We start from the raw sequence: 25,697 nt of genomic DNA, 5'->3' as shown, positions 1-25,697 counted from the left end.
ACACTTTAGCATATTTTTTTATAGTTTACAAGTTTGATAGGGATACAAGGTTAAATTTCATAAAGATGCTAAAGGTAAAAGAAAGAGCCCCTCTTCAAGGGGCCAACTCTTCACCAACCTAAAATTAGTGTTAGCTTACAACAGCTACTTTCCGTAAATGTTATACGAAATCCATCTGGTGTATAGGTAGTATCGAATTTTACAGTAATGCCTGTTGAAGCAATTAACTTTTCAACTTCTGTTTTATTTGATTGTTGTGCTGCGTTCATAAGATCATGTGCAAATTGCTCGGATTCATCAATTTTATCCGTAAGTAATTGTGCTTGCTGCATAATAACCTTAATCCGATTCGCGGAAGTCTTTAATTTCTTTGTATTGACGATTGGAAATGGACTTCTATTCATTGGGGGTGTCGGCATTGCTAGATGGCTGGAAGGGTGTTGATTTGCTGGTTGATTTGCCATTACCCATGCCGGATAGTAATGAGGATAGACAAAAAACGGATAAGGATTGTAATACAACTAAATTCCTCCTATCCTATAGCTGATACAGTATCTTATGTACAATATAGACTTTCGGTGTTAACAGCTGATGCTTTCAAGCCCTTTTGGGAATCGGTTCTCGGCATTAGAATCTTTTAAGGCTTATTTCGACGATACTTTCCTTAAAATTGGCTAACAACAAAAAGGAAGCCTTGTATATGGTTAAGGCTTCCTTTCGTTATTGATTCTGGGGAAATCTATTGTTTATTTCTATCGAAGTGTAACGTTAGGAAGGTAGTAACTGCAGCAATCATCACCATTACGAATCCATATATAGGGGTATGAGCTAATGATTGGAGGTTAACGATCATTCCTCCAATGTATGATCCTAGAAAAATACCAATGTTAAAGGCCGAAATATTTAATGCTGAAGCCATTGAAATAGCCGAGGGTGTATATTTTTCTGAAAGCTGAACGGCATAAAGCTGTAATCCTGGTACATTCATAAACATAAATAGCCCCATCATAAAGACCATTATTAATCCTGTGATGGATGATTCTAAAAAGAAGTTGATGCCGAGTAGAGCTAATGCTAATCCTATAAAGATTATAAAGATAGAGCGTAAAGGGTTATTATTCGCAAAATGACCACCTAATGTATTACCAATGGCAACACAAATACCGTATACAACTAAGATCACGACAATTGCCTTTGGTGAGTAGCCCATATACTGCTCTAAAATAGGAGAAACATAGGTGTATACGACGAATGCGCCACCATACCCAATTGCAGTAATAAAGAGGATTAATAACATTCGAATATTCCCTAAAACTTTACCAATATCTAAAATGGATATTGGATTACCTTTCGATAAGTGACTTGGCACAAGCAGGGCATTACTAATTAATCCAATAATACCTATGATAACTATGAAAATAAACGACATTCGCCAATCAGTTACTTGTCCAATAAAAGTTCCTAGTGGGACACCAGTCACAGTTGCTAATGTTAGTCCTGTAAACATAAAAGCTATTGCACTTGCTCGTTTATTTGGTGCTACAACATCTGCAGCTATCACAGAGGCAATGGACATAAACACACCATGTGCCAATGCTGAAATAACACGCCCAGTTAGTAGTAATGAAAATGAGGGTGCTAAGGCTGCAAGTAAATTACCGATAATAAACAGCGCCATAACGAGCAGTAACACATTTTTGCGACTAAGGCGCGATGTTAATGCTGTTAAAAGCGGTGCACCAATCGTTACACCTAGTGCATATATGGATACGGTTAAACCTGCAGTACTTAATGTTATATTAAAATCTTTTGTAATTAATGGTAGCAGTCCGATGCTTATAAATTCTGTAGAGCCGATACCAAATGCACTGATGGCAAGTGCAAGCAATGTGAATTTAGCATTTGGCGCTTTTGTAGCTTTCATTCTATTACTATCTCCTTTGATTTTTTGTATAGTGTATAGTAATATTCATACATGCCAGAAAGTTACGTAGGGTACTTTTAGTTACTTTTGAATATTACAGGAGGTTTACAATGAAAAAAGTTTATAATATTGGTGTCGAAGCCACTCTTGAAGTAATTGGGGGTAAATGGAAACCTATTATTCTTTGTCATCTTAACCACCATGGTCAGATTCGTACGAATGAATTTCGCCGATTGATTCCAGGCATTTCTCAAAAAATGCTAACAAGCCAATTACGTGAGTTAGAGCAGTCTGGATTAATTAATCGTAAGGTTTTCAATCAAGTACCGCCAAAAGTTGAATATTCGTTAACACCTTATGGTCAAGAGATGGACCCTGTGCTGAACATCCTTTGCACTTGGGGTGAAAAACATATCGAAATGCTACAAGATAAAGGTGAAGATGTACTGTTAATGCAACGTGACGAAGATATCGCAATAAAGCATACATCTTAAATAGATTGGAAAGAGACTGTCTGAAAAGTTTTCTATACTAAGAAAATAAGACAGTCTCTTTTATGTTTACAAGCTATCGTTTACATGACAAAATCAAACTCATCTGGGTTTGGTCCAACACGTTGATCTAGATTCATAGCGTTAATGATTGCCATCTCTTCATTAGTTAAATGGAAATCAAAAATATCAGCGTTTTGAATCATACGTTCTTTGCGCACAGATTTTGGGATTGTGACGATACCATGTTGAATATCCCAGCGCAAAATAACTTGAGGATTTGATTTCCCGTATTTTTCTGCTATTTTTGAAATAGTCTCATTATCAAGAAGTCCACCTTGCATTAATGGTGCCCAAGCTTCCAGTTGTATATTGTGCTCTTCACAGAATGAACGTAGCTCCGTTTGTTGTAATCGTGGATGTAGTTCCACTTGGTTAATAACGGGTTTGATACGAGCTGTTTTCAGAAGATCTTGTAAGTGTGATACATGGAAATTACATACCCCAATAGCTTTTATTTTCCCTTGCCCGTATAAATCTTCGAGTGCTCTCCAAGCTTCTGCAAATTTATTTTTACCTGGCCAATGAATAAGATAAAGGTCTAAATAATCTAGCCCTAATTTTTCTAAGCTATCCTCGTAAGCTGCGATTGTCTCTTCATAGCTCAGGCCATCGTTCCAGACTTTAGATGTAATAAATAAATCTTCACGTTGTAAACCAGTAGATGCTAGCGCCTGTCTAATACCTTCACCAACCCCGATCTCATTGCCATAAATAGCAGCAGTATCGATACTACGGTAACCGATCTCGATAGCATTTTTCACCATTTCCGCTGTAGCTTCATTTTCTACTTTAAATACACCTAAACCCATTCCTGGCATTTGTAAGCCATTATTTAATGTGATTGTATCTTGTAAATGATTGATCATTTTTTTGTCCTCCGATTTTTGTTAGTGCTTTGGTTGCTTTCTTATTATGCTTTCATGCCTTAGCAAAAAAAAGTACGCACTTTTTGGTTTCATAGAAACGTGGAGGTAACTTTTGTGGAATATCAATGGTTCGCGGTAAGAAATTTTTATTAGTGCAAGAGGTACAGCTTCTGCATTATTTGCAAATAATGGTATATTACCGAATTACAGTTTGTGGAAGGGGATTCAATGCTTGAAATAGAATAAGTAATTAATACTTTGAAAAGGAGAGAGTGGGATGAATCGTTTAAATTTAATCACGTTGGGTGTAAAGGATATGATAGAGTCTCTTAGTTTTTATCGTGAGGGTCTGGGATTTGAAGTGATGGTTTATGGTGAGGAAACAAACCCGGATGTTATTTTCTTTAATAATGGGGGGACAAAAATTTCCCTGTTTCCGATTGATCGTTTAGTAAAAGATATTAACGAAGCAAGTCCACCTGTAATAGGAGATGGCTTTAACGGAATTACCCTCGCTTATAATGGAAAATCTAAAGAAGAGGTAGACCAAGTATTTGATTTAGCTAAAAAGGCAGGAGCTAAAATCGTCAAGGAGCCAGAAACAGTATTCTGGGGTGGCTATAGTGGCTATTTCCAAGATCCAAACGGCTATTATTGGGAAGTAGCCTATGGAGACATGTGGCAGTTTGATGATAATGATATGTTGATTATTACTAATAATTAAATTATAGACGTATTTGGGAAATCCAAATACGTTTTTTAATGTTAGCTTGTTTTATGCAAGGCATAATTGATAGTTATCGCTCAACTTTTTAATGTTATCGATCCTACCTAACCCTACGATGTTCGAGCTTTTATTAAATGAATCTCTCACTTTACGTACAACGATTGAGTACAAATCTATGAAATCGTATAATACAGAATAACATTTATTTCTAAAATCTAGCTTAGATTGGGAGGACTACCATTGTATCGCATATTGTACATAGAAGACGAAAAAGAGATTGGTCAATGGGTTACAAAGGATTTAACAGAAAGAGGATATGAGGTTACATGGCTTGAATCTGGTGAAGAGATCGATCAGCACATGGCATCTAAGGATATTGCTATATTGGATGTAATGCTACCAGGCTTAGATGGCTTTTCGATTGGCAAAAGAATTAAGCGAGAAAATAAAGAAATCCCGATTTTAATGCTGTCAGCACGAACTGCTGTAGAGGATAAAATAGAGGGACTAAACTTCGCTGATGATTATTTGACGAAGCCATTTCATCCAGATGAACTTATAGCTCGTGTTGAGGTTTTACTAAGAAGATATCAAAAGAATGATGATGTACTAGATCTTCAGCACCTAAAAATTTATACGAAAGATATGCGGATTATCAATAAGCAGACCGATGAAGAAATTCAATTAACAGGTAAGCAGTTCTATTTATTACAGTATTTTATTCGCCACTTAAATCAAATTTTAACGAAGGAACAGCTTTATGAAGGTATTTGGGGTGAAAGTTACATAGAAGGCGATAAAACATTGATGGTGCATATTCGATACTTAAGAGAAAAAATAGAAATTAATCCAGCCAAACCGACGATTATCGAAACTATTCGAGGTATTGGATATAGGGTGAAGCTATGAAATTTTTTCGATCATTATTAGCAAAGTATATGTTGATAATTTTTTTAGCCATCTCTATTGTTCAATTATCATACTTTGCTATTGCCGCTTTTATGTTTGGAATAGGAAAAACTGATTTTTCAAGTGTAGTTCTCAGAGAAAGCGAAGTTGAGGAAAAATGGCTTGTAGAAGCTAAAAATATAAAAAATGTCACTGAGGAAACCATTGCTCAACATTTTAAAAATTGGGAGGATCAGTACCCTAAATCATCCATGTTCTGGGTAAGTGAGGACGGTACATTACTTACAACATTAAATGTGACAGAGCAACTACCATTAAAATGGACGCCAGCATTTACGACAAAATTTATAAAAGAGCATTATGGGGAAGATCCGTTTACTGTTATAGCTTTTTTAGGACAGGACGAATCAAATGGGTTTATCGTTTTTGAGATTCCTAGAGAGGTTTTTAATCCACCTCTTAAAAATGTTTATGAACAGTATGGGAACCTTTTGATTATTGGCGTTTTTGTCATTATTTTATTTTTTATTGCTATATCCTTTTTATTCTTCAGAGGGATTCGAAAACGACTATTGCACCTTCAGGAAGCGATGGAAATTCGTGATGTAGACGGCTTACCTATTTCAACGAAGGTCAAGAAGAAGGACGAAATTGGTCAGCTTGAACAAAGTTTTAATCGCATGGTATGTGAGCTTAGGGAAAGTAAGAATCGTGAACAGAAGGAAGAACAGTTAAGACGTGAATTGATTGCTAATTTATCACATGATTTACGAACACCATTAACGAAAATACGGGCACAATCATATTCAGTTAGTAAAGAGGTAATATCAGAGAGTGGAAAACAAGCGATTAAGGCAATGGAGACATCTATTGTTAATATTGACGCGTTAATAGAAAACTTAATGTCTTATACATTGTTGACCGCTAGTAAATATAAATTTGAAGCGAAAGAAATCAACGTTATACGTTTTGTGCGTGAGCAAATGACTACATGGTATCCAGTGTTTGAAAAGGAAGGCTTTGAAATCAATATTGAGCTACAGCCATTTGAGAAAAATGAATGGCAAATTGACCCCATTTGGCTTGGGCGTATATTTGATAATTTATTTCAAAATATATTACGTCATGCGAGCAGCGGGAAATATATTGGCGTCGAAACCGAATCAACGGAGCGCTATGATGCATTTATTATAAAGGATCACGGAAATGGAATGAAAAATGAATCCAATGCGAAAGGTGCCGGTATCGGCTTATCAATTGTTGATATTATGGTGAAGGGCATGGATTTAGATTGGGCTATTGAGTCAAGCGAATCCGGCACACAGATTAAAATTAAACATTACAAATAGAGAAGCATGCTAAGACATGCTTCCAATTGTTCAAACAGTATGCCAGCAAAGCTTAGGGCATGCTGTTTTTTGTTTCCTGAGCTATTGCTAAATAGCGTATGTCATGCGAATTAGTTGATTGGAGAGTAGTTGGAGCGAGCAAAGCGAGTGATGCGGCTCATCGAACGCCCCCAGCCGGAACGGAAATCCCCACGTTACGATAAAGTATCTTTTTTAAACAAAATTTAACCTTGGACATTACCTGTTTTTAACCTTCATTTCTTATGATAATTACAGAGGTGAGGACAATGGAATATATCGTACAAACAGAAAACTTATCAAAAAGCTTTGCTAAAGAGCAAGCTGTATCAAATATTAATTTAAAAATACGTAAAGGTGAAATATATGGGTTTTTAGGACCGAATGGAGCAGGAAAAACTACAACGATTCGTATGCTTCTTGGTCTAATGAAGCCATCTTCTGGGACAATCAAAATCTTCCAAAAAGATTTAAAGAAGGAACGAATTAATATTTTAGCGAAGGTTGGTTCATTAGTAGAGAACCCTTCCTATTATCCACATTTAACGGCCTATGAAAATTTAGAAGCATTAAGAAAAATTTTAGGTGTACCGAAGTCACGCATCGATGAAGTATTAGAAATTGTTCGTTTGAAGGATGCTGCAAATAAAAAAGTAAAAGGCTTTTCTCTTGGGATGAAGCAACGTTTAGGTATTGCTGCATCATTGTTACATAATCCTGAATTACTTATTTTAGATGAACCAACGAATGGACTTGATCCATCTGGTATTATCGAAATTCGTAATTTGATTAAACGACTTCCTGAAGAATATGGCATGACGATTATTATTTCGAGCCATCTATTATCTGAAATAGATCAAATGGCAACGCAAGTGGGCATTGTGACAAAGGGGAAAATGATTTTCCAAGATTCAATTGAAGCAATGCGTAGATTTGCTCAGCCAAAGGTAGTCATTAAAGTGAGCGATAGTGAAAAGGGCTGGCGTTCACTAGTTGCAAATGGTATGAAAGCAGAACATAAGGATGACCTCATTTTATTCGATGAATGCTCAGATGAAAAAGTAGCACATATTGTACAAATCCTTGTACAAGAAGGTATTTCGGTTTATCGAGTAGAGGAAGAAAAACGATCTTTAGAGGAGATTTTCCTTCAAATGACAACAGGAGAGCAAGCGCTATGATAGGAAAACTATTAACTTCTGACTTTTTGAAAATTAAACGCAAAGGATTATGGTTTTTAACAGTTTTAGGACCAATCGGAGTTGTTGCCATGCAAATGGTGAATTACGGTATAAGAAAGGACTATTTGTTAGAGCAAAGCGAGGACGATTGGGGCTACTACTTATCAAATGTTCATGCATTTACCCCACTTGCTATCGTTTTAGGGATTGCTATTTTAACTTCATTTATAGCGAGCATTGAAAATGAAACGAATGCGTGGAAGCAATTAATTGCACTGCCTGTGTCTAAATTAACAGTGTATTTATCAAAATTCACTGTTCTAGCCATTTTATTGTTTATGTCTTCTACGATTTTAATGCTATTGTCAATGGCTTATGGAGTGTTTTTAGATTTAGGTGACAGCATACCATATGTTGAAATTGCTAAATTTGCTTATTATCCATTTTTTGCTTCGTTGCCAATATTGGCACTTCAGCTTTGGATTGCAAGCATTTGTCATAATCAGGGGATACCCATTACAGTAGGTATTTTCGGTGTGATTTTTGCTTATTCGTCATTTGTATTGCCTGACTGGATGATTTGGAAATGGCCATCGTTAATGAATCAATGGGATGAGCCTATTATTAATGTCATGCTTGGAGTGGGCATAGGTATTTTACTGTATATTATCGGAATGATAGATTTTGCTAGAAGGGATGTAAAGTAATGGGGTCTATACTGAGCGCTGAATGGTTTAAATTACGCAAATCTAAAATGGTGCCATTAATTTTTGCGGGGCCTATAATCGGACTTTTTATCGGATTAACATCAAATTTTAGTGACATGTCAAATTCTGGGGTTAATGAATGGTATAGCTCATTAATTTCTATGAATTTATTGTATGCATTATTATTTCTACCTTTAATTTCAGGAGTATTTGCGAGTCTTATTTGTCGATATGAACATCAATCTGGTGGCTGGAAACAACTTTTAGCATTACCTGTGACAAGAGGGAAAGTGTTTGTTGCAAAGTATGTATTAATTATGCTTCTTGTGATGGCGATGCAAATACTATATTTATGTTCTATATATATAGTGGGTAATATGAAAGGCTACTCAGATCCTTTCCCAATGGAAATTGTGTGGAAAAGTATTCTTGGCGGATGGCTAGCGACAATGCCATTAGTAGCATTGCAGCTATGGACGTCCATCATGTTTAAAAGTTTTGCTGCTCCATTTGCAGTAAACGTTACTTTTACTTTACCGTCTATATTAGCAGTCAATTCTGCACGTTTTGGCCCTTACTATCCATGGGGACAGCCCTTCTTGATGATGAATGTAGGTGGCAATACAGGTGATGTATTCTTCGTGCCTTGGGATCAATTATTAACAGTTGTAGGAGGAGGATTCGTACTGTTTTTCCTTGGAGGATATTTATATTTCCAACGAAAAGCTGTATAAAATGAATGGGGATTTACTTGGGATCCCCATTTATTATTATTCCTCACCATTCTGGAAACTTTTAAGGGAGATTTTTAAAAATGGTATTTGTTAAAAAGAGTTTTTTATTCATTTCAGCATTATTTCTTTTGGTATCTCTAGCGGGCTGTGGAAAGGGAGAAGCTATTAAGGATGCTGCAAAATATACATCAGCGATTGAAGATATCGATATTCCAAATGACGTGAAAGTAATAGGTTTTGGAGAAGCAACACATGGAAATGTTGAATTCCAAACATTAAAGAAGGATGTATTTCAGGCTCTTATTAAAAATGAAAATGTTCGTGTTTTTGTATTAGAAGGTGACTTCGGTGGTGCTCAGCAAATTAATCAATTTATTTTAAATGGTACTGGCACAGCTGAGGAAGCGGTAAAAGCGTTGGATTATGGTATTTATAAAACAGAGCAAATGATTGAGTTTGTTCAGTGGATGCATGATTATAACATGGCTGCAGATGAGAAGGATAAAATTTATTTTTACGGAAACGATATGCAACGCTATGACGATAGTAAAAAAGGATTATTAAACTATTACGAAGTGGTTAATAGCGAAGGTGCTAAGAAATATAAGGCACAGTTAAAAGATGTGACGAATAAAACAATGAGAGATTTATCAGCTAGTGAGCTACAGGAGCTCGATAAAAATATGGATGCAATTATAAAAAATTTACACTCTAATAAAGATTCTTATGAAAAGCAATCATCGAAAGAAGCTTATTTATTTGCTGTTCAATATGCACAAATCATCAAGCAACGCACGCAATTATTTTTAAATGACAGCAATTATATGAGTCTTCGTGATGAGTATTTAGCGAAAAACTTGCAATGGATCGTTGATTTTGAAGCGGCTCAAGGTCATGATAAAGTACTAATGTCTGCTCATAATGGGCATATAGAGAAAACTTCAGCGAATACGGCAGGATACAAATCTATGGGTCAACATTTAGACGAAGTGTATAACGATGCGTACTTTGCTATTGGAACTGACTTTGTAAACAATACGTTTCAGGCACAAAATGGGTCTGGCGAAAGAAAAGATCATACAATTGAGCATCATAATGCATTACTAGATGCTTTCAGCGAAGTGAAGGAAAATATATTCTATGTAGACTTTAAAAAAGCTAATGAATCTCAGGATTTAGCTGACATCTTAGCAAAAAAACAAAGAATGGGTAATATCGGAGATGACTTTAGCTTTTGGTACAAGTTCACACAGATGCTTTATACAATTAAAATGACACCAATTGAGGCATATGATGGCATTATAATTGTTCAAGAAGCAACGCCAACAAAGGTTATTGAATAACGTGGAGAAAAACTATTGTGACAATGAAATTAAAGTATGATCTATGGCAAAATGAGGTTTAGATAATGTATATTTCCGTTTCCTGACACCTTCTATAACTAAGTATTGAATACCTCAATTATGTTAATGATAAAAAAGAGGAGGTGTGGAAACGATGGCACAAGAAATTCTTTGTGAAGTCAATAACTGTACATTTTGGAACTCTGGAAACAGATGTGGTGCAGAAAAAATCTATGTTGTAAGTCAAAAGGGACAGCAGGCGTCCAACAGTGAAGAAACAGATTGTAAGACATTTAATCCTGAAAAGCATTAAATCTAAAGGGTAACCATATTAATGGTTACCCTTTTCCCATAACTTTATAAATAGACCTCATTTTTTTCCTTGTTAAATAAGAGCGCATGAGCGTTTTTTACTTTTTCCTCTACATAATCTAAGGAATACTGTCCATAGGAATCGGTTAAATCGCCAATTGCACGTGATAAATTATCAATAACAGGAATCATCGTTTCTGAGTGAGTAAGTTTTTCACCTTTATTCATTTTATCAGTAATTTCATGAGCAAGATGTTGAATCTTTCTTAGTCGCAATTTTTCAGATTGCATGGAATCCTCCTTATTGAACAAAATAATGATGCTTAAATATATGTCAAACAGTATGATTTCATGAATGGCTCTGGCAGGCGTTTAAATTGCTTAGATCCGACTCAAAAGTGTTCGGGTCCCCATTAAAACTACTAAAGCGGAGTCCAAAAATGTCTCCTATTATTTTTTAGGTAATGTAATAATAAACGTTGTCCCATTAGATGGTTCGCTCAGTACTGAGATCGTGCCATTATGAGCTTGAACGAGTTTATAAACAATCGCCATGCCCAGTCCAGTACCTTCGGAAGAAGATTCTGTAGTAGTTCCACGATAATATTGTTGGAATATATTTTCCACCATGTGTTGAGACATACCTACGCCATTATCTACAATGTGGATTTCTACATGCTCTGTCCTATTAAAAATCTGTGTATAAATATTTGTATTAGGTGGATTGTGGATAACGGCATTCATCAGAATGTTTTGTAAAATGCGTTGCATGAATTTCGTATCAAAGTCAATGTTTATAACAGATGTATCAGTTTTAAAATGCAATATATAGTCATTGGACGGTGGATTATTGCTTATATTAGCAACAATTCTTTTGGTGAAATCCACAATATCCTGCTTGGTTTTATGCAAGGGTAACTGACCATCTGTATTATTAAACTGAATGACGAGACTTAAATCTTGAATAAGTTCCTCTATATGCTTGCCTTTATCTGCAATCTCTTGAATAAAGGAACGAGCTTCCTCCTTGGACCAATCGTACTGATCGTTTAATAATAGGGTAGAGTAGCCGGTAATATACGTTAATGGCGTTTTTAAATCATGTGATATACCGGCAATCCATTCCTGTTTTGCTTGTTCAACCTTTTCACGTTCTGTTTCAGCAGCTCTTAGTTTTCCTGATAAGGATTGTAGATGTTGAAGTACCTCTTGATATAACATATAACGCATACGGAGCTTTCCTTTGCGTGTGTAGATTTTGGATAGTCCGACAGGCTGTTTGTAGTTTTCCTGTGATAGCTGATAGATCCAAGCCATTATAAAACCAAGAGGACCCCCAAAATACCAACCAAATACAGCAATACAACCGATAGTGCTAAATCCGAAAATCCATGCGACTAGTAGACTCTGATAAGCTTCACTAACAGATTTTTTAAAGAGTGGGAGAATACCTTCGAGCCCGATCACAATACAAATTCCACTCAATAGCATCCACAGTATAATCCCCAGTGCAAGATGCAACGTAAATCGAGTGTTTATTCGCATAGTGAATCCTCTTTCGGTGGAATAAATTTATAGCCAATGCCCCTTAAATTCACAATTATTCTAGGCTTACGTGTATCATCCCCAAGCTTTTTCCTTAGCTTTGAAATATGAATCGTGACGGTTTTCTCCTCACCATATACATCATTTCCCCACACGAATTCATAAAGCTGTGAAGTTGTGAAAATACGATTCGGATTTTTACAAAAGAAATGCAGAAGCTCTAGCTCTTTAGCTGTACATTCGACGGGCTGATTGTTAACGATTAATGTAGCAGATTCAGGATTAAGAGCAAAATAACCGAAATCAAATTTTGTAGTTTGCTGTTGTTGAGAACTTTCATACATTTTTTGACGTCGAAGGATGACCTTTATTCGGGCAACGACCTCTAAAGGATTAAAAGGCTTTGTAATATAATCATCTCCGCCGATACCCAATCCCGTTAGTTTATCAAAATCAGTAGAGCGAGCACTAACAAATATAATGGGTGTAGTTGTCTGCTTGCGTATTTCTGTGCAAAGTTCAAAACCACTTATATCTGGTAGCATGATATCGAGCAAAATAATAGCGTAATGATTATCTTTGACAAGCTGTAGTGTACTTTTGCCTGTTGAAGCAGTATCTATATTGATAAAGTTTTCTTTCCGTAACGTAATTTCTAATAATTTTAATATACCAATCTCATCATCTACGATTAAGATTTTTTCAGCAGTTTCCATTTTTATCCCTCATTTCAATTTCATCATAACAGCTTCTGCTTTTTATATCCTTACTCTCTTGAAAAAATTACTGTCATTTTCCATCGAGTTTACTTTGATTTTACTTTCGTTTATTAAGCTGAATGTAACGAATTCAACATAGTAGGGAGTTAAATAACATGGAAACCGTTATTCAAATACAGCAATTAAGTAAAAGCTTTAAAGGAGTCGAGACCGTCTCGAATGTCAATATGAATGTTAAGAAGGGGGAGATTTATGGGTTTTTAGGTCCGAATGGGGCTGGAAAAACAACGATTATGAAGATGATTTTAAACTTAGTAAAACCAACTTCAGGTGATATTAAAATATTGAATCAAGCCATTTCTACTACTTCCTATCAATACTTGAGCAAAATAGGCAGTATTATCGAGTACCCGGAATTTTACGACAGGCTAACAGCGAAGGAGAATTTAGAGCTTCACTGTGAGTATATTGGAGTTTATGAAAAAGGAGCTACCGAAGAGGCATTAGAAATAGTAGGCCTTAATGGTGTTGAACATAAAAAAATACATGAATTTTCTTTGGGGATGAAGCAAAGATTAGGCATCGCACGTGCCATTGTTGCTAAACCGGAAATTCTTATTTTGGATGAGCCGATTAATGGTCTTGATCCAATCGGTATTAAAGATATTCGAGAGCTCTTGCTATATCTAAAGGAGAAGCTAGGAATCACCATTTTAATATCAAGTCATATCGTATCAGAGATTGAATCAATAGCAGATACAATAGGCATCCTTCATCATGGAAAATTATTAAAGGAAGTAAAAATGGACGATATTCGAAAAGAGAACATGGAATATTTGGAGATTAAAATAGACGATGTGGAAAAAGCGATTCATGTGCTAGAGAACAAGTTAGGTATTCGAAAATATGAAATTGTGGATCGACATTGTATACGGATTTTTGAACATAACATTTCTCAATCACGAATTAATAAGGAACTTATATTCAATGACATTGCTGTCAATGGCATTGAAAAACAGCAACAGCATTTAGAAGAGTATTTCTTAAACCTTATTAATGGAGGGAATCAAATTGCTTAAACTATTAAGACTTGAATGGAAAAATAATAGTATGTCTAGCTATTTTAAAGGCTTAACCATTTGTATTATTGGAATTTTTGCGGCAGTTGCACTTATGGCAGTTGGTTCTGCAGATGAAAAGATGTTTCAAGATTATACAGATTTTATGTCTTTGACAAATATATTAATTCGTATTGTTTTTATCATTTTTTCGAGTGTAATTTTATCTCGTTTAGTCATTGACGAATATAAAAATAAGACGGTTCAATTACTGTTTACGTATCCGTTAAAAAGGAAAAAAATTATTTTAGCTAAGCTATCTTTAGTTTGCGGATTTTGTTTCTTTAGCATTATCATCGCAACCTTAATGATGAATATCGCTGTTTATTTTTTAAATCCAATGATGATCTTCTTTGAATCTCCCGTTGAGATACAGGAGATGGTAGCTACTATACCTTCTACCTTGATCATTGCTTTTATGATGGCTGGGGTAAGTCTAATTCCTTTGTACTTTGGTATGCGAAAAAAATCAACAGCTGCGACAATTACATCCGCTGTTTTAATTGGATTTTTGATTAATGCAACGGTCTCAAATGGAGATACATCTACAAGTTTATCTCAATTTATCATTGTCCCAACAATAATGTGTCTATTAGGGCTTATTATCGGCTATCTGTCCTATTATAAAGTCAACAAAGTAGATTTAACCTAAAAATGAGAAATGAGGATGTAATGTGAAAAAAGCAATCATAGCATTGATATTCGTTATTGTGGTAGGAGGAATATTCTTCACGCTTAAAATAAATGGAGAAAAGAGCATCACTGAAGAACAGTCCTTTGATGTTGAGCAAATTAAAGAACTAGAACTAGAACTAAACATAGAGTCCTGGGATATAGCATTAGAAAATACAGAATCTGATCAACTAACAATTGAATTTGATAGTAAGCAACAACAAAAGCAGCACAGCAATCCTGTTAAAATTAAGAAGGATGGAAATAAAGTAAAAGTAATTCAACAAGACAATGAAGAAGGGGTTATGAAAAACTTTAGCTTTGGAAAGAAAGATACTATTCACATTTCGATCCCTAAAAAAGCGGTGAGTAAGATTGCATTAAAAAATAGTTATGGTGATATCAAAATTAACAACATTAAAACAGAAGAACTTTCAATTTCAACGGACTCTGGCACTAAAATCATTAAAGGGCTATCGGCAGATAAAGGTACAATTACATCAAAAGATGGTGAATTGAGTATCGTAGATAGTTCTTTAAATGAATTAACGATTGCTGCTACAAATGGTGATAGCTACATTACTAGAGTTAACAGTCCGAAAACGAAAATTACTTCGACTAGCGGTGAAGTCTTAATGAAAGAAATTAGTGAAGGAAAAGCACTATTTGTAGAAACAGCTTCTGGAGATATTACGATTTCATACAAAGAGGCACCGAAATCATTAGAGCTTATAGCGAACAGTGATTCATCTGACATAAGCGTGAATTTAGAAGGTTACCAGAAAGAAGAACATACGGATCATTTAAAGAAAGGTAAGATTGGTGATGCGTCAAACAAATTGGGGCTAATTAGCAATGGAGGTACAATTACTGTAAAATAAAAACTTATAATCGGTGAGGTAAATGTTAAGACGAGAACTTATTCAAAAGTAGCGGATATTATCTAGGTTTGCATATGAAATTTTTGTACAGACAGATTATGAGCTAGCTAGAAAAAGGGGAGCAAAGCGGGAGACGATTGCATTCGGAAGTTATGAAAAAGCAGAGGAAATGTTTTTGAACAGGTATCACGCAGCATCTAAAGGTACTAATCTTTAAGAAAATGCAGATATTGTGAATACTAAATGATGTAGGTTCTCCATATTTTCTCTAGGAGGTTTATATGGTTAAACATATTTATGTCATTAGACATTGCGAAGCTAAGGGACAGTCACCGGATGCTTCTTTAACAGAACAGGGCTTTCTTCAGGCCGAAGTTTTAGCCGAGTTTTTCGCTGACAAAAAAATTGATCGAATTATTACTAGTCCCTTTTTACGAGCAATTCAAACTATAGAACCACTGAGTAAGAGGGGAAATATAACTGTTGAAATTGACGAACGCCTTTCAGAACGTATATTAAGCTCGAGTGATTTGCTCGATTGGTATGAGAAACTTCGAGCAACTTTTAGCGATATGGAGTTAAAGTTTGAGGGTGGAGAGTCAAGTAATGAAGCGATGGAGCGTATCGTTAACGCTGTTGAGGAAACTTTCAAAAGTGAGTCCGAACGTACAATTATCGTTAGTCATGGAAATATCATTACCTTACTATTAAAAAATTATCATAATGATGTAGACTTTCAGTTTTGGACTCAATTAAGAAATCCAGATGTTTTTAGGTTAAGTATTAAGGATTATGAAATGACTTTAGAACGTATATGGGAATGACGAAAATTTATGTGAATATCCTTCCTATTTAATAAAAGTTGGATGTCATTAGTTAAAACGTATTCGTGTGCTAAGTTGATTGCCGTTCCAACTGGACGCCCCACATTATGAAGATGAGCTAAATCTTTAGTTGTAAATATATTTTGTGATAAAGGAAGCGAGGAAGAAAGATGGATAGGTTATTGCAAGATATCGTTACTTGGATTAAAAAGGAAGATAGATCAATTGTTATTGGTATTTCAGGACATGGTGCAGCAGGAAAAACAACATTTGCTAATAAACTTATCAACTGTTTAAACCAAAGTGAAGTGAATTATATGAATACAGACCCGTATATTGTTAGTTCGGATATACGCAAGCATTCAATTATCAACTATAATTTTCGAAACGAACAGCATCATTTTAAAATGACCGCTTGCCATCCAGCGGCACATCATTTACCTTCTTTGGAAAGGGATATTCAGATGGTTAGAGAAGGTCTGGATTTATTGACAATTGATACGCATTATATGAAAAGTGCATTAATTTCTTCAAAAACTAACATAACCATTGTTGAGGGAATGAGTGTAGCATTTATTAATCCGAAATTATTTGATTTAAAAATTTACTTCTATACAGATGGTGAGACGGAATTAAAAAGAAGGTCGAGTCGTGATGTAATGGAAAGGGGAGCTGATATTAATTATTTAAAGCACTCCCATGAAGAACGTCGAATTCAATATGAATTGTTTATGCATTCGTATAGTGAGCATTTTGATATCATTTTTAAAACTTTTGATGAAACAGTACGTCTAGAAAAAAATACATTTAAATTTTAACTATAGTTAAAGCCTTCATGTTATCCAGGCAGAAGACTCAATATTGAATTTCATGTTCAGAAGATTCTTTTTAGGACAGGCGAACTTTCATGTTCCTCAATAATTCCGATGTGAGATAGGATTGGTAAATGTATCGTCTCAAAAGGCTTATGTTTTTTACTTTTTGAGTTTTTTTAATAATCTATCATGTAATTTTGTAAATAGCAGTAAAGTCAAAATTGTTCCAAGGAATGCCGAAAGCATGTCCCATTGTGCATCCCAGCGATCGCCCTGCATACCTAAAAAATCTTTGGCCCCTTTACTTCCTTTTGAAATTCTTGTACTGAGCCATTCAATAATTTCATAGAGAGCAGCAACAGCAAGCATAATGCTTATTGTTATGCCCGTTAGCCAAGCACCTTTTACTAGTGGTGTTTTTCGTATTAATATTTCTCTTATGACAATGGCCATCAAACCTTTTAAGAAATGCCCAAATCGGTCGTAGTCATTGCGTTTTAAGTAAAACTCTTCTTTAATCCAGTTGAAAAGTGGAACCTCCGAATAAGTATAGTGCCCACCAATAAATGTTAGAATAGACAAAAGGGCAATGATAAAATAAGAAAACGTTGTAAAGCGAAACTTGTTATAAATAGCGATTACAATAATAATGGCAACGACAGCAGGACTTACTTCTGCGACCCAGTCCAAATAGGATGCTGGTTTTATGACAGACCACACGAAAATGATAAGTACTATTAACAACAAGATTACATGTATTTTCCGATGCTTATCTTTTTCCAAAACGAACACTCCTTTTGTCTAAAGTATAGGGATATAGTAAATAGCTTATACACCTACACATAAGACAGGAGTAAAAAAGCGCCTAGTCATATTGCACTGACGCTTTGTAAAAAATCTTTATACCATTTTTAATAACGCCTCTACCCCAGACATTCCTTCCGTAATACCAAGCTGATGCGCTTCATATGTCACGGATTCTAATGGAGCCGTCAATAGCTCATCAATTGTTTTCACACCAACTGCTCGACCAGCAATAATCTTGCGGTCTGCTAAACGATCATTTAATAGTCCAACATCTAAAGCTCCACACATAATGTAGCCCGTATCATTTGAAATTGTCAGCAGGGTTGTTTTTGGTAGTTGAACAATTATCGCAGTGAAAAAATTGCCTTTAATCATAATAGGCTCAATTGTTACCATCCGAAATCACTCCTTTTCTCTATATACATATGGCAATAGATAAAAAGGTGTTCGACATTTTCACTAAAAATTATTTGTTACTAAAATAAAACGAACGGCGAATGTGTTATGCGAGAAGATACATTCTTATTAAGTTTGTTGATTTCCGCTTCGACTACTCTTAGGGATTACGTCATAGACTGGAGTTTTTTGTACGAAAGCGACAAGATTGGAACAAGAATCAATAACTCGATTGACACATAGTTTTTTCAACAAATGAAGAAAAAAATCAACCCGTTTCATAAGAGTTGATTCTTTAAAATTATTTAGTATAAGAAAGCATAGCAGTTTGCTTGAAATTTTTTAATGCAACCGTTGCCTCGTTTTTAGTTTTATACTCGAACATACGGTAAGTATTTTGTTCAAAAACTGTAATAATCCACATAACGAAAGATCCCCTTTGGTGTTTTTTGTGCTATAACAGATAGTAAAAAAGTTGATTTTATCTCTTGTTGTTATATATCAGTTATGTCTTTTATTTTACATCAATTAGTGAAAAAAGAAAGTACTTTGTGAGTGTTTCAAAATATGACTGAGAATTTATTGAATTTTTATGTATGAATAGATTTTCTTGAAATAGTTAAGAGAGGAAAACTGGATACACAATAAAAGCAAAACAGTAACGAAGCTAAGCATCATCTATAATACCGAATCAACTGGATACTTCTAGCATAGATTTATTACTATTTTTGAAAAAATCGAGTAACTTATCTGTATACAATACTTTTTCTATTGCTGTATTTTTTATTAACAATCGGGATTCCTATCAGCTTGATTAGCTCATGGAGGGTTTTTAATTTATGCTCAAAGACTGTCCTAAGCATCCGTATCCATTATATTCTGTAAATATAAAACCTTGCAGTTAGTGAAATCGTGCATATATGAAATTTATTTTGATAATATTACCAAATTGTGTACATATAAGAAAATATATAGATAAATATTCCAAATAAAAATTGTTATTATATAGTTTTAATGTTAATATTTTACTAATATTAGTATTTTTGAATAATGCTAATTATTTTATAATAATTTTGGAGGGATGAATTATGAATTTTACAAAAGGAATTAAAGGATTAGCATTAACTACTGCTCTTATTGGTGGAATAAGCTTTTTACCTAATAGTGCAGGAGCTGAAACATTAGGTTGGAGTGAAGATACAGGTTATGTTAATGGTGTGAATGAGAATGAGAATGAGAATACTATGAATTCTCCAAGTTTCTATGCTGCTGCAAGTAGTACACCAGACTCTCATACTGCAACGAAAGAATATCGTAGTCAGTCTAGTCCAGATACCGAAAGGGTAAAAGCTACAACAAAGTGGAAAGGTGTGGAACATTATTCTCGTGCAAGATATGAAAACGCATTTGGAACTGTAACGGCAGACAGTGGCAGAAGCTATGGTGTTGGTATAAGTACAGCAACATCTGGATGGATTGATAAAAGTCTATCAACATACGTTGCTAAAACTTATTGGGGTATATAAGCTACTATAATTTTAAAAACTAATGTGAGTATTAAAATTATGCTTACATTAGTTTTATTTATACTGTAATTTTCTGCATAAAGATTATAGTATAAATAAATGATTTATAAATACATTGTTTCTAAGAGTGGAATGAATATATGAATACAAAAAGGAAAATTAATATTGATGATTTATTGTTAAGTGTTTTTATTGTTATTACAACATTTATGTTAATGATGGTTAGTTCTTATTTTGTAAAAAAAAATGATATAGATAAATTAACAAATGAACTTTACAGTTCAACAAGTATTCATTTCAGTATTAAAGATTCTAAGGCAGATCAGCATTTAAATAGTTTTATTAAAGAAACTAAAAATAGTAATTATACTCTCTTTAAAGAAAACGTTGGTGAAAAACATATAAGAGGGGTTTATTCAAGTCAATCTATAAATAATATTCCTATGAAAAGCGGACGTTTTTTTCAAAAAGAGGATTTTTTTCACAATAAAAAAATAGCAGTAGTTGGTAAAGATTTTAAAGATATAAAAAATATAAACGAAAAAAAATGTTTTAATTATCAAGGGTATTGTTTCGAAATTATAGGTGTGATTGGCACTGAAGTAAAATCTAATGTTGATAATATGGTCTATTTAAATTTAGACGCTCTTTTTGATTTGAATTTTAGTTCTACAGGAATATACGTTTTGGATAGTGGAAAAAACGCTCAAATTTCATATGAAAAATTAAAGACATTCTTTATGAATGATGATTCGATTTTTCAAATAGAGAATAAAGTAAAAGGAACAGAGAGACTGTTTAAAAGTGACGAGATTAATAATAAGATTTTAACTTTTCTTTCTATAATTGTATTAACTATGAATATATTATTTTCAAGTTATTGGATTTATAAAAAGAGAATATTAATTGCTATGCAATATTTAATTGGACATCGATCTTTTGTAATTTATAGTTCAGTATGTAAAAAATATATGTTTATATCTTTAGGATCTTATGTTGCGGGGATTTTATTGTTTTTAATATTTAATATTGATATATATATGATTCATTCGGGTATATATCATAAAATCTTTATCATAGGATTATTATATATGATCATATTTACTTTAGGATTATTTTTATTATCTAGCCTTATTTATTCTTCGAAAAATTGTATGAAGGTGTTGAAATCGAATTGAAACAAATTTTTATGGAAGTAAAAGAGAGTTTATTAAAGAAGAAATTATTTTCTATATTGCTCTTTATACAAGCAACGGTATTATTTGTGTTACTATCGGTTTTGTTTTTGCATTTTAATAATGTAGATTCAAGGACAAAGAGTTTTTACGCACAATATGAAGGGAAAAACATTTATCAATTATCAGATAATTTATTTGGTGAAAAAGAGGAACAATTTGTAAGGAATGAAAATAGTCTAAGGATTTTGAAGGATTTTTATAATCACCTCGGAAAAAGTAAAGATTTCATTTATTTAAACACTGCATTACAGCCAATAGGAGTTCGTGATTTTAATGGAAATAATACATATTTGGAAGGATACGGGGAAGGAGATGGGGTACTTCCTCCTTATGATTTTAATGGAAAACAATACCAAAGGGTTAAATCTTTACAAATAAATGAGCAGGTACTTAATACATTTGATGTTGAATTAGAACAAGGAAGGAAATTTCAAACTGAAGACTTTTTGTATACAGATAATAAAGTAATTCCGATAATTTTAGGATCTGACTACAAATCTTTGTATAAAATAGGTGATAAACTCAAAATAGAGTATATATTTAAAGAAATGGAAGCTGAAGTTGTAGGGATATTGAAATCAGATACAATATTACCTGTAAGAGAAAATATAGAATTTTATACAGATAAACATATAATAATGCCAAGCTTAATTTTAGAACAAGAACCATTAAATGAAGATGATAAAACCTTCCAGAGAAGACAATATTTGCAACTTATTAATGGTCAAGTTTTTACAGAAAAAGATACTTTACAAGTAAGAAAAATAATAAATGATATTTCACAATCTACTAATTTTTACGATTTAACAGTAATAGGTGCTAATGGTGTAGGAATAGATTTAATGATGTCAATGTATAATCAAAATATGAATTTACTGATTATGTTAGTAGTCATATTATTTTGTTTCTGTATATTTAGTATTTTCTTATCATTCATTATGAAATGGAACATAAATATAAAAAAGTACTCCATTCATTTTATTTCAGGAGCAACATTATATAATATTTTAAGTTATATGTTTGTAGAAGTACTTTTTATTATGTTTTTAAGTATTAGTTTTGCTTTTATAGGTATTACATTTGTGGGGATTATGCCAATGTCTTATTACTTTTTATTAATTAGTATAGGATTAGTGATTACAATATTGGGGATGTTGCCTTTATATATTAGAATTAAAAATTTAGATATATCTAATTTATTAAAGAAAAAGGTGTAGAATATTGATTACGCTAACTAAATTGAAAAAATCTTATAGTATTGGAAAGAGAAATCAAGATGTATTAAAAGAAATTAATTTAACAGTAAAAAAAGGTGAAATGCTTGCAATAAAAGGGCGTAGTGGTACAGGAAAATCAACTTTGTTACATATACTAGGGGGATTAGAACAGGCGACAAGTGGAAATTATTATTTTTATGATACAGACATTACAGAACTTAGCTACAAAGAAACTACTTCATGGAGAAAAGAAAATATTGGTTTTATTTTGCAAAATTACGCTTTAATAGAGGAAAAAAATATATTTGATAATGTATCTCTGCCTTTATTATATTCCAAAAAAAGTAAAGAGGAAGTAAAATCTAAGGTGTTTTCTTTACTAAAGCAGTTGGGATTAGAAGACAAAGCTTTTCAATATCCACGAGAATTATCTGGTGGTCAAGCTCAGAGAGTAGCAATTGCAAGAGCATTAATTAACGAACCAGAACTTATTTTAGCTGATGAACCAACAGGCTCATTAGACGAAGAGACGGAAAAGGTTATTTTAAATATTTTTAAGAAAATAAATCAAGAAGGAAAAACATTTATTTTAGTAACACATGACGAAACAGTTTCTGCTATATGTGATCGAATTGTTAAAATAAAAGATGGGTACATTGAGGAAGATCTTCAGTGATCTGTTAGGGTTGTTTGAATGAATTGTTTTTTTGTGTGCAATATTGGTTTAAAGAGATTAATCTATCCTATAATGTAGCATACAATAAAAAAGAAAGAAAATTCAAAAAACCGTTATGATTTTTTGTTCCCCAGAGTAAACTTTTATTTAAAAGTTTACTTTTCAAATCTTAAATGATTAACTAGCATTCACACTCAAAAACAGAGGGGATATACATTATTACATATCCTTGTTTGATATGTCCCGAAATGCGGATTTACAACGTTAAGCTGTTTTTAGTGTTAAAAATGAAGAGTAGTTTAACAAGGTAAACCCTATTGATACAAGGATTTCTATCTTAGCGTTGTAAATCTGCAAAATCCTGATGCTACCCCTATGTAAAAAATCGCTTTGCGAGTATGAATCACCAACGATTGTGAAAATGCTTGCGTGATGTAAAATACAATCTAAAATCGCATTAGCTAACAGCCAAACCTTCACAAGTATAATTCAATGTAATTCGTAAATAGTAAGTTGACGGAGTTATGTGAATTTGAACTTGGGAGGTGATGCTTATGACACGTAAATATGTATTGGTTTTATCCCTTTGTTTTTTAATCATATCGGTATTTATTACAGAGCTGACAACTTATGCGGATAAAGGTCGACCTTATTATGAGGAGACAGGGGAGGTTGTCTGGGATATTAACACAAAAGACAAAATCATTGCTCTTACCTTTGACGATGGACCTCATCCTAAATATACAGCAGCTATTTTAGATTTATTGGCAAAGTATGATGCAAAGGCTACGTTTTTTATTATTGGAAAAAATGCAGAAAAATATCCAGACCTTGTTTTACGATCTTATTCTGAAGGGCATGAGCTGGCCAATCATACGTATTCACATCCGTTTAAAGCTTCCGTAGCTGAATTACAGGCACAACTACGTAAGACAAAGGAAATAATTTATGGTATTACTGGATTTGCACCAGTTTTGTTTCGTCCTGTAGGCGGTTACTATAATGATCAAATGATCAATTCCGCTGTTAAGGATGGATATAAAGTAGTTATGTGGTCTTGGCATCAGGATACTCAAGATTGGAAACAGCCAGGGGTTAACAAAATTGTCCAAAAAGTGATGAAGGGGTCGAAGCCTGGAGATGTTATTTTGTTTCATGATGGAGGCGGCGATCGAACGCAGACCATTAAGGCACTGGAAGAAATCTTACCAGAACTTAAAAAACAAGGTTATACTTTTGTCACAATATCCGAGTTGATTAAAAGCAAACAGCAACAAGAGCAAGTGCAATAAGAAAAATAAGCCATCTCAGAGATTGAAATGGCTTATTTTTTTCTTCTGTCATACGCAGCGGATAGGTATTATTTACAATTTCGATATTACCAAAATAATAGTGGTGCTAGTGCAATCCCGGCAACCGCTCCAAGTGCGATTCCAACGCCAAAACCTGCTCCTCCAAAACCCCAACCCCAATAACCTAAACCATAACCGCCAAATCGTCTATCAGGTAGAATCCATACCTGTCTTCTATCCACCCTAGTTATTTCTCCGTAATGTACTCTGCCACATGTTTCTGTAATTCTTACACGTTTGCCATGATATTGACGACAAAGATTATAAGTATCAGCTGGATTCACAAACTATCCCTCCTTTCTACTTCCTTACAAGCTAATATATGCGGTTGCAATCATTATCACTAGCCGATTGTCTACTTCGAACATAAGCTATAGTAAGGAGGGAATGTATGTCAGTAATACCAACAGATGAGTGGCTCAATGAATTCATAGTAAGTAAAAGACTTAATGACAGTAAAAATCCTGAGAATATACAACGCTCTATTTTTTGCGATCGTTTGGTAGAGATTTTTATTGGTGGATCTCCAGATGAAATACAATTTGAACTACAGCAACAGGGGCTTTTTAAATCCTATGAAAAAATAGACATTAACAAGTTGAAAAAACAAAACGTTTGGGAAGTAGTACAGAAGGAATTTAAATATTTGAAAGAGAGATGGAGCGGACCAACTATACCAATCTATATCTTTCCAATCACACAGGAGCAAACGATTACGAATAAAAACGGCGTTGCCTATCCAAACGCTTTGTTTTTATATATTGGAGAGCTTGAAAAGCAGGAGCTTAAAGCGTTATTTGCGCATGAGTATAATCACGTTTGCCGTCTGCAATATTTAGATAAATCTCTAGATGAGGTGACGTTATTAGATTCTTTAATTTTAGAGGGATTAGCAGAATGTGCAGTGGAGGAGATTTACGGTGATAGTTGGTTAGCGCCATGGTTGAGGTCCTACTCATTAGATAAAATGCTAGAAATTTGGAAGGAACATTTTTTACCTCAAATCAATATACAAGGGTTAAACAACCATGCTGAATTTTTATATGGCGGAAAGCTTCCTCAATGGATAGGGTATTGCATTGGTTATGAAATAGTAAAGTCATATATTAGAAATCATTCAGCCAATAACCTACATGTAAAAAGCTCAAAAGAACTACTTGCTGGATCTGATTTTCCATTATAAGACGATATCTATATAAAAATAGCCAGTTGCCGATTCACCACTCGACAACTGGTCTTTATTTTCATTTATAGAATTATCACCATAACAGGTGGTTGATTTCCGTT

At 33.8% G+C, this 25,697-nt stretch carries 30 protein-coding genes; 20 read left to right on the top strand and 10 right to left on the bottom strand.

The features are described 5' to 3' along the window. Window positions 1-110: 110 nt before the first annotated feature. A complete protein-coding gene (locus tag MY533_RS20675) occupies window positions 111-521 on the bottom strand; it encodes a YuzC family spore coat inner layer protein (RefSeq protein ID WP_248717412.1) in 411 nt (136 codons plus the stop codon). 218 nt (window positions 522-739) lie between these two features. Then, a complete protein-coding gene (locus tag MY533_RS20670; protein WP_248717411.1) occupies window positions 740-1,924 on the bottom strand; it encodes an MFS transporter in 1,185 nt (394 codons plus the stop codon). Window positions 1,925-2,034: 110 nt separating this feature from the next. Here MY533_RS20670 and MY533_RS20665 point away from each other — a divergent pair, with 110 nt between their 5' ends. Then, window positions 2,035-2,418, top strand: coding sequence for a winged helix-turn-helix transcriptional regulator (locus tag MY533_RS20665; protein WP_132361292.1), 384 nt, complete (start codon window positions 2,035-2,037; stop codon window positions 2,416-2,418). An 80-nt stretch (window positions 2,419-2,498) separates the two neighbouring features. Here the strand turns inward: MY533_RS20665 and MY533_RS20660 are convergent, their stop codons facing one another. Further along, window positions 2,499-3,344: an aldo/keto reductase gene (locus MY533_RS20660; protein ID WP_248717410.1), complete on the bottom strand. Its 846-nt coding sequence runs from the start codon at window positions 3,342-3,344 to the stop codon at window positions 2,499-2,501. A gap of 277 nt (window positions 3,345-3,621) precedes the next feature. Between MY533_RS20660 and MY533_RS20655 the strand changes: the two genes are divergently transcribed. From MY533_RS20655 to MY533_RS20620, 8 genes are all read left to right on the top strand, one after another. Then, a complete protein-coding gene (locus MY533_RS20655; RefSeq protein WP_248717409.1) occupies window positions 3,622-4,068 on the top strand; it encodes a VOC family protein in 447 nt (148 codons plus the stop codon). A 243-nt stretch (window positions 4,069-4,311) separates the two neighbouring features. After that, window positions 4,312-4,980 carry a response regulator transcription factor gene (locus MY533_RS20650; RefSeq protein WP_248717408.1) on the top strand — a complete coding sequence of 223 codons (669 nt, stop codon included), beginning with the start codon at window positions 4,312-4,314 and terminating at the stop codon, window positions 4,978-4,980. Beyond that, window positions 4,977-6,329: a sensor histidine kinase gene (locus tag MY533_RS20645; RefSeq protein ID WP_248717407.1), complete on the top strand. Its 1,353-nt coding sequence runs from the start codon at window positions 4,977-4,979 to the stop codon at window positions 6,327-6,329. Before MY533_RS20650 ends, MY533_RS20645 begins: the two co-directional genes overlap by 4 nt. A gap of 287 nt (window positions 6,330-6,616) precedes the next feature. Beyond that, window positions 6,617-7,528: an ABC transporter ATP-binding protein gene (locus tag MY533_RS20640; RefSeq protein WP_132361299.1), complete on the top strand. Its 912-nt coding sequence runs from the start codon at window positions 6,617-6,619 to the stop codon at window positions 7,526-7,528. Beyond that, entirely contained in the window at window positions 7,525-8,235 is a 711-nt protein-coding gene (locus tag MY533_RS20635) for an ABC transporter permease (RefSeq protein WP_248717406.1), read from the top strand. Before MY533_RS20640 ends, MY533_RS20635 begins: the two co-directional genes overlap by 4 nt. Further along, window positions 8,235-8,969, top strand: a complete 735-nt coding sequence (locus MY533_RS20630; protein ID WP_248717405.1) for an ABC transporter permease — start codon at window positions 8,235-8,237, stop codon at window positions 8,967-8,969. Before MY533_RS20635 ends, MY533_RS20630 begins: the two co-directional genes overlap by 1 nt. Before the next feature lie 80 nt (window positions 8,970-9,049). After that, window positions 9,050-10,312, top strand: a complete 1,263-nt coding sequence (locus tag MY533_RS20625; protein WP_248717404.1) for an erythromycin esterase family protein — start codon at window positions 9,050-9,052, stop codon at window positions 10,310-10,312. A gap of 154 nt (window positions 10,313-10,466) precedes the next feature. Further along, on the top strand, window positions 10,467-10,625 hold the full coding sequence (locus tag MY533_RS20620; protein WP_132361307.1) for a DUF1540 domain-containing protein: 159 nt from the start codon (window positions 10,467-10,469) through the stop codon (window positions 10,623-10,625). Between the two features lie 44 nt (window positions 10,626-10,669). Here MY533_RS20620 and MY533_RS20615 read toward each other — a convergent pair whose 3' ends face one another. From MY533_RS20615 to MY533_RS20605, 3 genes are all read right to left on the bottom strand, one after another. Next, entirely contained in the window at window positions 10,670-10,915 is a 246-nt protein-coding gene (locus tag MY533_RS20615) for a group-specific protein (RefSeq protein ID WP_132361309.1), read from the bottom strand. Window positions 10,916-11,074: 159 nt separating this feature from the next. After that, complete coding sequence (locus MY533_RS20610; protein WP_248717403.1) at window positions 11,075-12,169, bottom strand: sensor histidine kinase; 1,095 nt, start codon at window positions 12,167-12,169, stop codon at window positions 11,075-11,077. Further along, window positions 12,160-12,885, bottom strand: coding sequence for a response regulator transcription factor (locus tag MY533_RS20605; RefSeq protein ID WP_248717402.1), 726 nt, complete (start codon window positions 12,883-12,885; stop codon window positions 12,160-12,162). Before MY533_RS20605 ends, MY533_RS20610 begins: the two co-directional genes overlap by 10 nt. A gap of 158 nt (window positions 12,886-13,043) precedes the next feature. Between MY533_RS20605 and MY533_RS20600 the strand changes: the two genes are divergently transcribed. The 5 genes from MY533_RS20600 to MY533_RS20580 all read left to right on the top strand — a co-directional run bounded on the left by MY533_RS20600 (window position 13,044) and on the right by MY533_RS20580 (window position 17,201). Further along, the gene (locus MY533_RS20600; protein WP_248717401.1) at window positions 13,044-13,967 is read left to right on the top strand and encodes an ATP-binding cassette domain-containing protein; all 924 of its coding nucleotides are present in this window, start codon (window positions 13,044-13,046) and stop codon (window positions 13,965-13,967) included. After that, entirely contained in the window at window positions 13,960-14,658 is a 699-nt protein-coding gene (locus tag MY533_RS20595) for an ABC transporter permease (protein ID WP_248717400.1), read from the top strand. The genes MY533_RS20600 and MY533_RS20595 overlap by 8 nt, the downstream gene beginning before the upstream one ends. Before the next feature lie 22 nt (window positions 14,659-14,680). Continuing rightward, window positions 14,681-15,559, top strand: a complete 879-nt coding sequence (locus MY533_RS20590) for a DUF4097 family beta strand repeat-containing protein (RefSeq protein ID WP_248717399.1) — start codon at window positions 14,681-14,683, stop codon at window positions 15,557-15,559. Between the two features lie 281 nt (window positions 15,560-15,840). Next, the gene (locus MY533_RS20585) at window positions 15,841-16,383 is read left to right on the top strand and encodes a histidine phosphatase family protein (RefSeq protein WP_248717398.1); all 543 of its coding nucleotides are present in this window, start codon (window positions 15,841-15,843) and stop codon (window positions 16,381-16,383) included. 170 nt (window positions 16,384-16,553) lie between these two features. After that, window positions 16,554-17,201, top strand: a complete 648-nt coding sequence (locus MY533_RS20580; protein ID WP_132361313.1) for a uridine kinase family protein — start codon at window positions 16,554-16,556, stop codon at window positions 17,199-17,201. 156 nt (window positions 17,202-17,357) lie between these two features. Here MY533_RS20580 and MY533_RS20575 read toward each other — a convergent pair whose 3' ends face one another. The 3 genes from MY533_RS20575 to MY533_RS22215 form a co-directional block, all read right to left on the bottom strand. Further along, window positions 17,358-17,981, bottom strand: coding sequence for a DUF2238 domain-containing protein (locus tag MY533_RS20575; protein WP_248717397.1), 624 nt, complete (start codon window positions 17,979-17,981; stop codon window positions 17,358-17,360). Window positions 17,982-18,098: 117 nt separating this feature from the next. Further along, window positions 18,099-18,401, bottom strand: a complete 303-nt coding sequence (locus tag MY533_RS20570) for a YunC family protein (protein ID WP_132361317.1) — start codon at window positions 18,399-18,401, stop codon at window positions 18,099-18,101. 301 nt (window positions 18,402-18,702) lie between these two features. Beyond that, window positions 18,703-18,825: a hypothetical protein gene (locus tag MY533_RS22215; protein WP_256469487.1), complete on the bottom strand. Its 123-nt coding sequence runs from the start codon at window positions 18,823-18,825 to the stop codon at window positions 18,703-18,705. A 664-nt stretch (window positions 18,826-19,489) separates the two neighbouring features. Here MY533_RS22215 and MY533_RS20565 point away from each other — a divergent pair. From MY533_RS20565 to MY533_RS20545, 5 genes are all read left to right on the top strand, one after another. Beyond that, a complete protein-coding gene (locus MY533_RS20565; protein WP_248717396.1) occupies window positions 19,490-19,927 on the top strand; it encodes a hypothetical protein in 438 nt (145 codons plus the stop codon). A gap of 140 nt (window positions 19,928-20,067) precedes the next feature. Continuing rightward, window positions 20,068-21,105 (top strand): hypothetical protein, encoded by a 1,038-nt coding sequence (locus MY533_RS20560; RefSeq protein ID WP_248717395.1) that lies wholly within the window; start codon window positions 20,068-20,070, stop codon window positions 21,103-21,105. Further along, window positions 21,102-22,382: an ABC transporter permease family protein gene (locus MY533_RS20555; protein ID WP_248717394.1), complete on the top strand. Its 1,281-nt coding sequence runs from the start codon at window positions 21,102-21,104 to the stop codon at window positions 22,380-22,382. Before MY533_RS20560 ends, MY533_RS20555 begins: the two co-directional genes overlap by 4 nt. A 4-nt stretch (window positions 22,383-22,386) precedes the next feature. Continuing rightward, the gene (locus tag MY533_RS20550) at window positions 22,387-23,058 is read left to right on the top strand and encodes an ABC transporter ATP-binding protein (RefSeq protein WP_248717393.1); all 672 of its coding nucleotides are present in this window, start codon (window positions 22,387-22,389) and stop codon (window positions 23,056-23,058) included. Window positions 23,059-23,612: 554 nt separating this feature from the next. After that, on the top strand, window positions 23,613-24,350 hold the full coding sequence (locus MY533_RS20545) for a polysaccharide deacetylase family protein (RefSeq protein ID WP_248717392.1): 738 nt from the start codon (window positions 23,613-23,615) through the stop codon (window positions 24,348-24,350). Window positions 24,351-24,436: 86 nt separating this feature from the next. Here MY533_RS20545 and MY533_RS20540 read toward each other — a convergent pair whose 3' ends face one another. Further along, complete coding sequence (locus MY533_RS20540; protein ID WP_132361321.1) at window positions 24,437-24,694, bottom strand: hypothetical protein; 258 nt, start codon at window positions 24,692-24,694, stop codon at window positions 24,437-24,439. 107 nt (window positions 24,695-24,801) lie between these two features. Here MY533_RS20540 and MY533_RS20535 point away from each other — a divergent pair, with 107 nt between their 5' ends. Beyond that, on the top strand, window positions 24,802-25,593 hold the full coding sequence (locus tag MY533_RS20535) for a DUF2268 domain-containing putative Zn-dependent protease (RefSeq protein WP_248717391.1): 792 nt from the start codon (window positions 24,802-24,804) through the stop codon (window positions 25,591-25,593). The last annotated feature ends 104 nt before the right edge of the window (window positions 25,594-25,697 follow it).

Source organism: Lysinibacillus sp. Ag94, from assembly GCF_023242215.1.
Taxonomy (GTDB): domain Bacteria; phylum Bacillota; class Bacilli; order Bacillales_A; family Planococcaceae; genus Lysinibacillus.
This window is presented reverse-complemented; position numbering and strand designations above follow the sequence as displayed.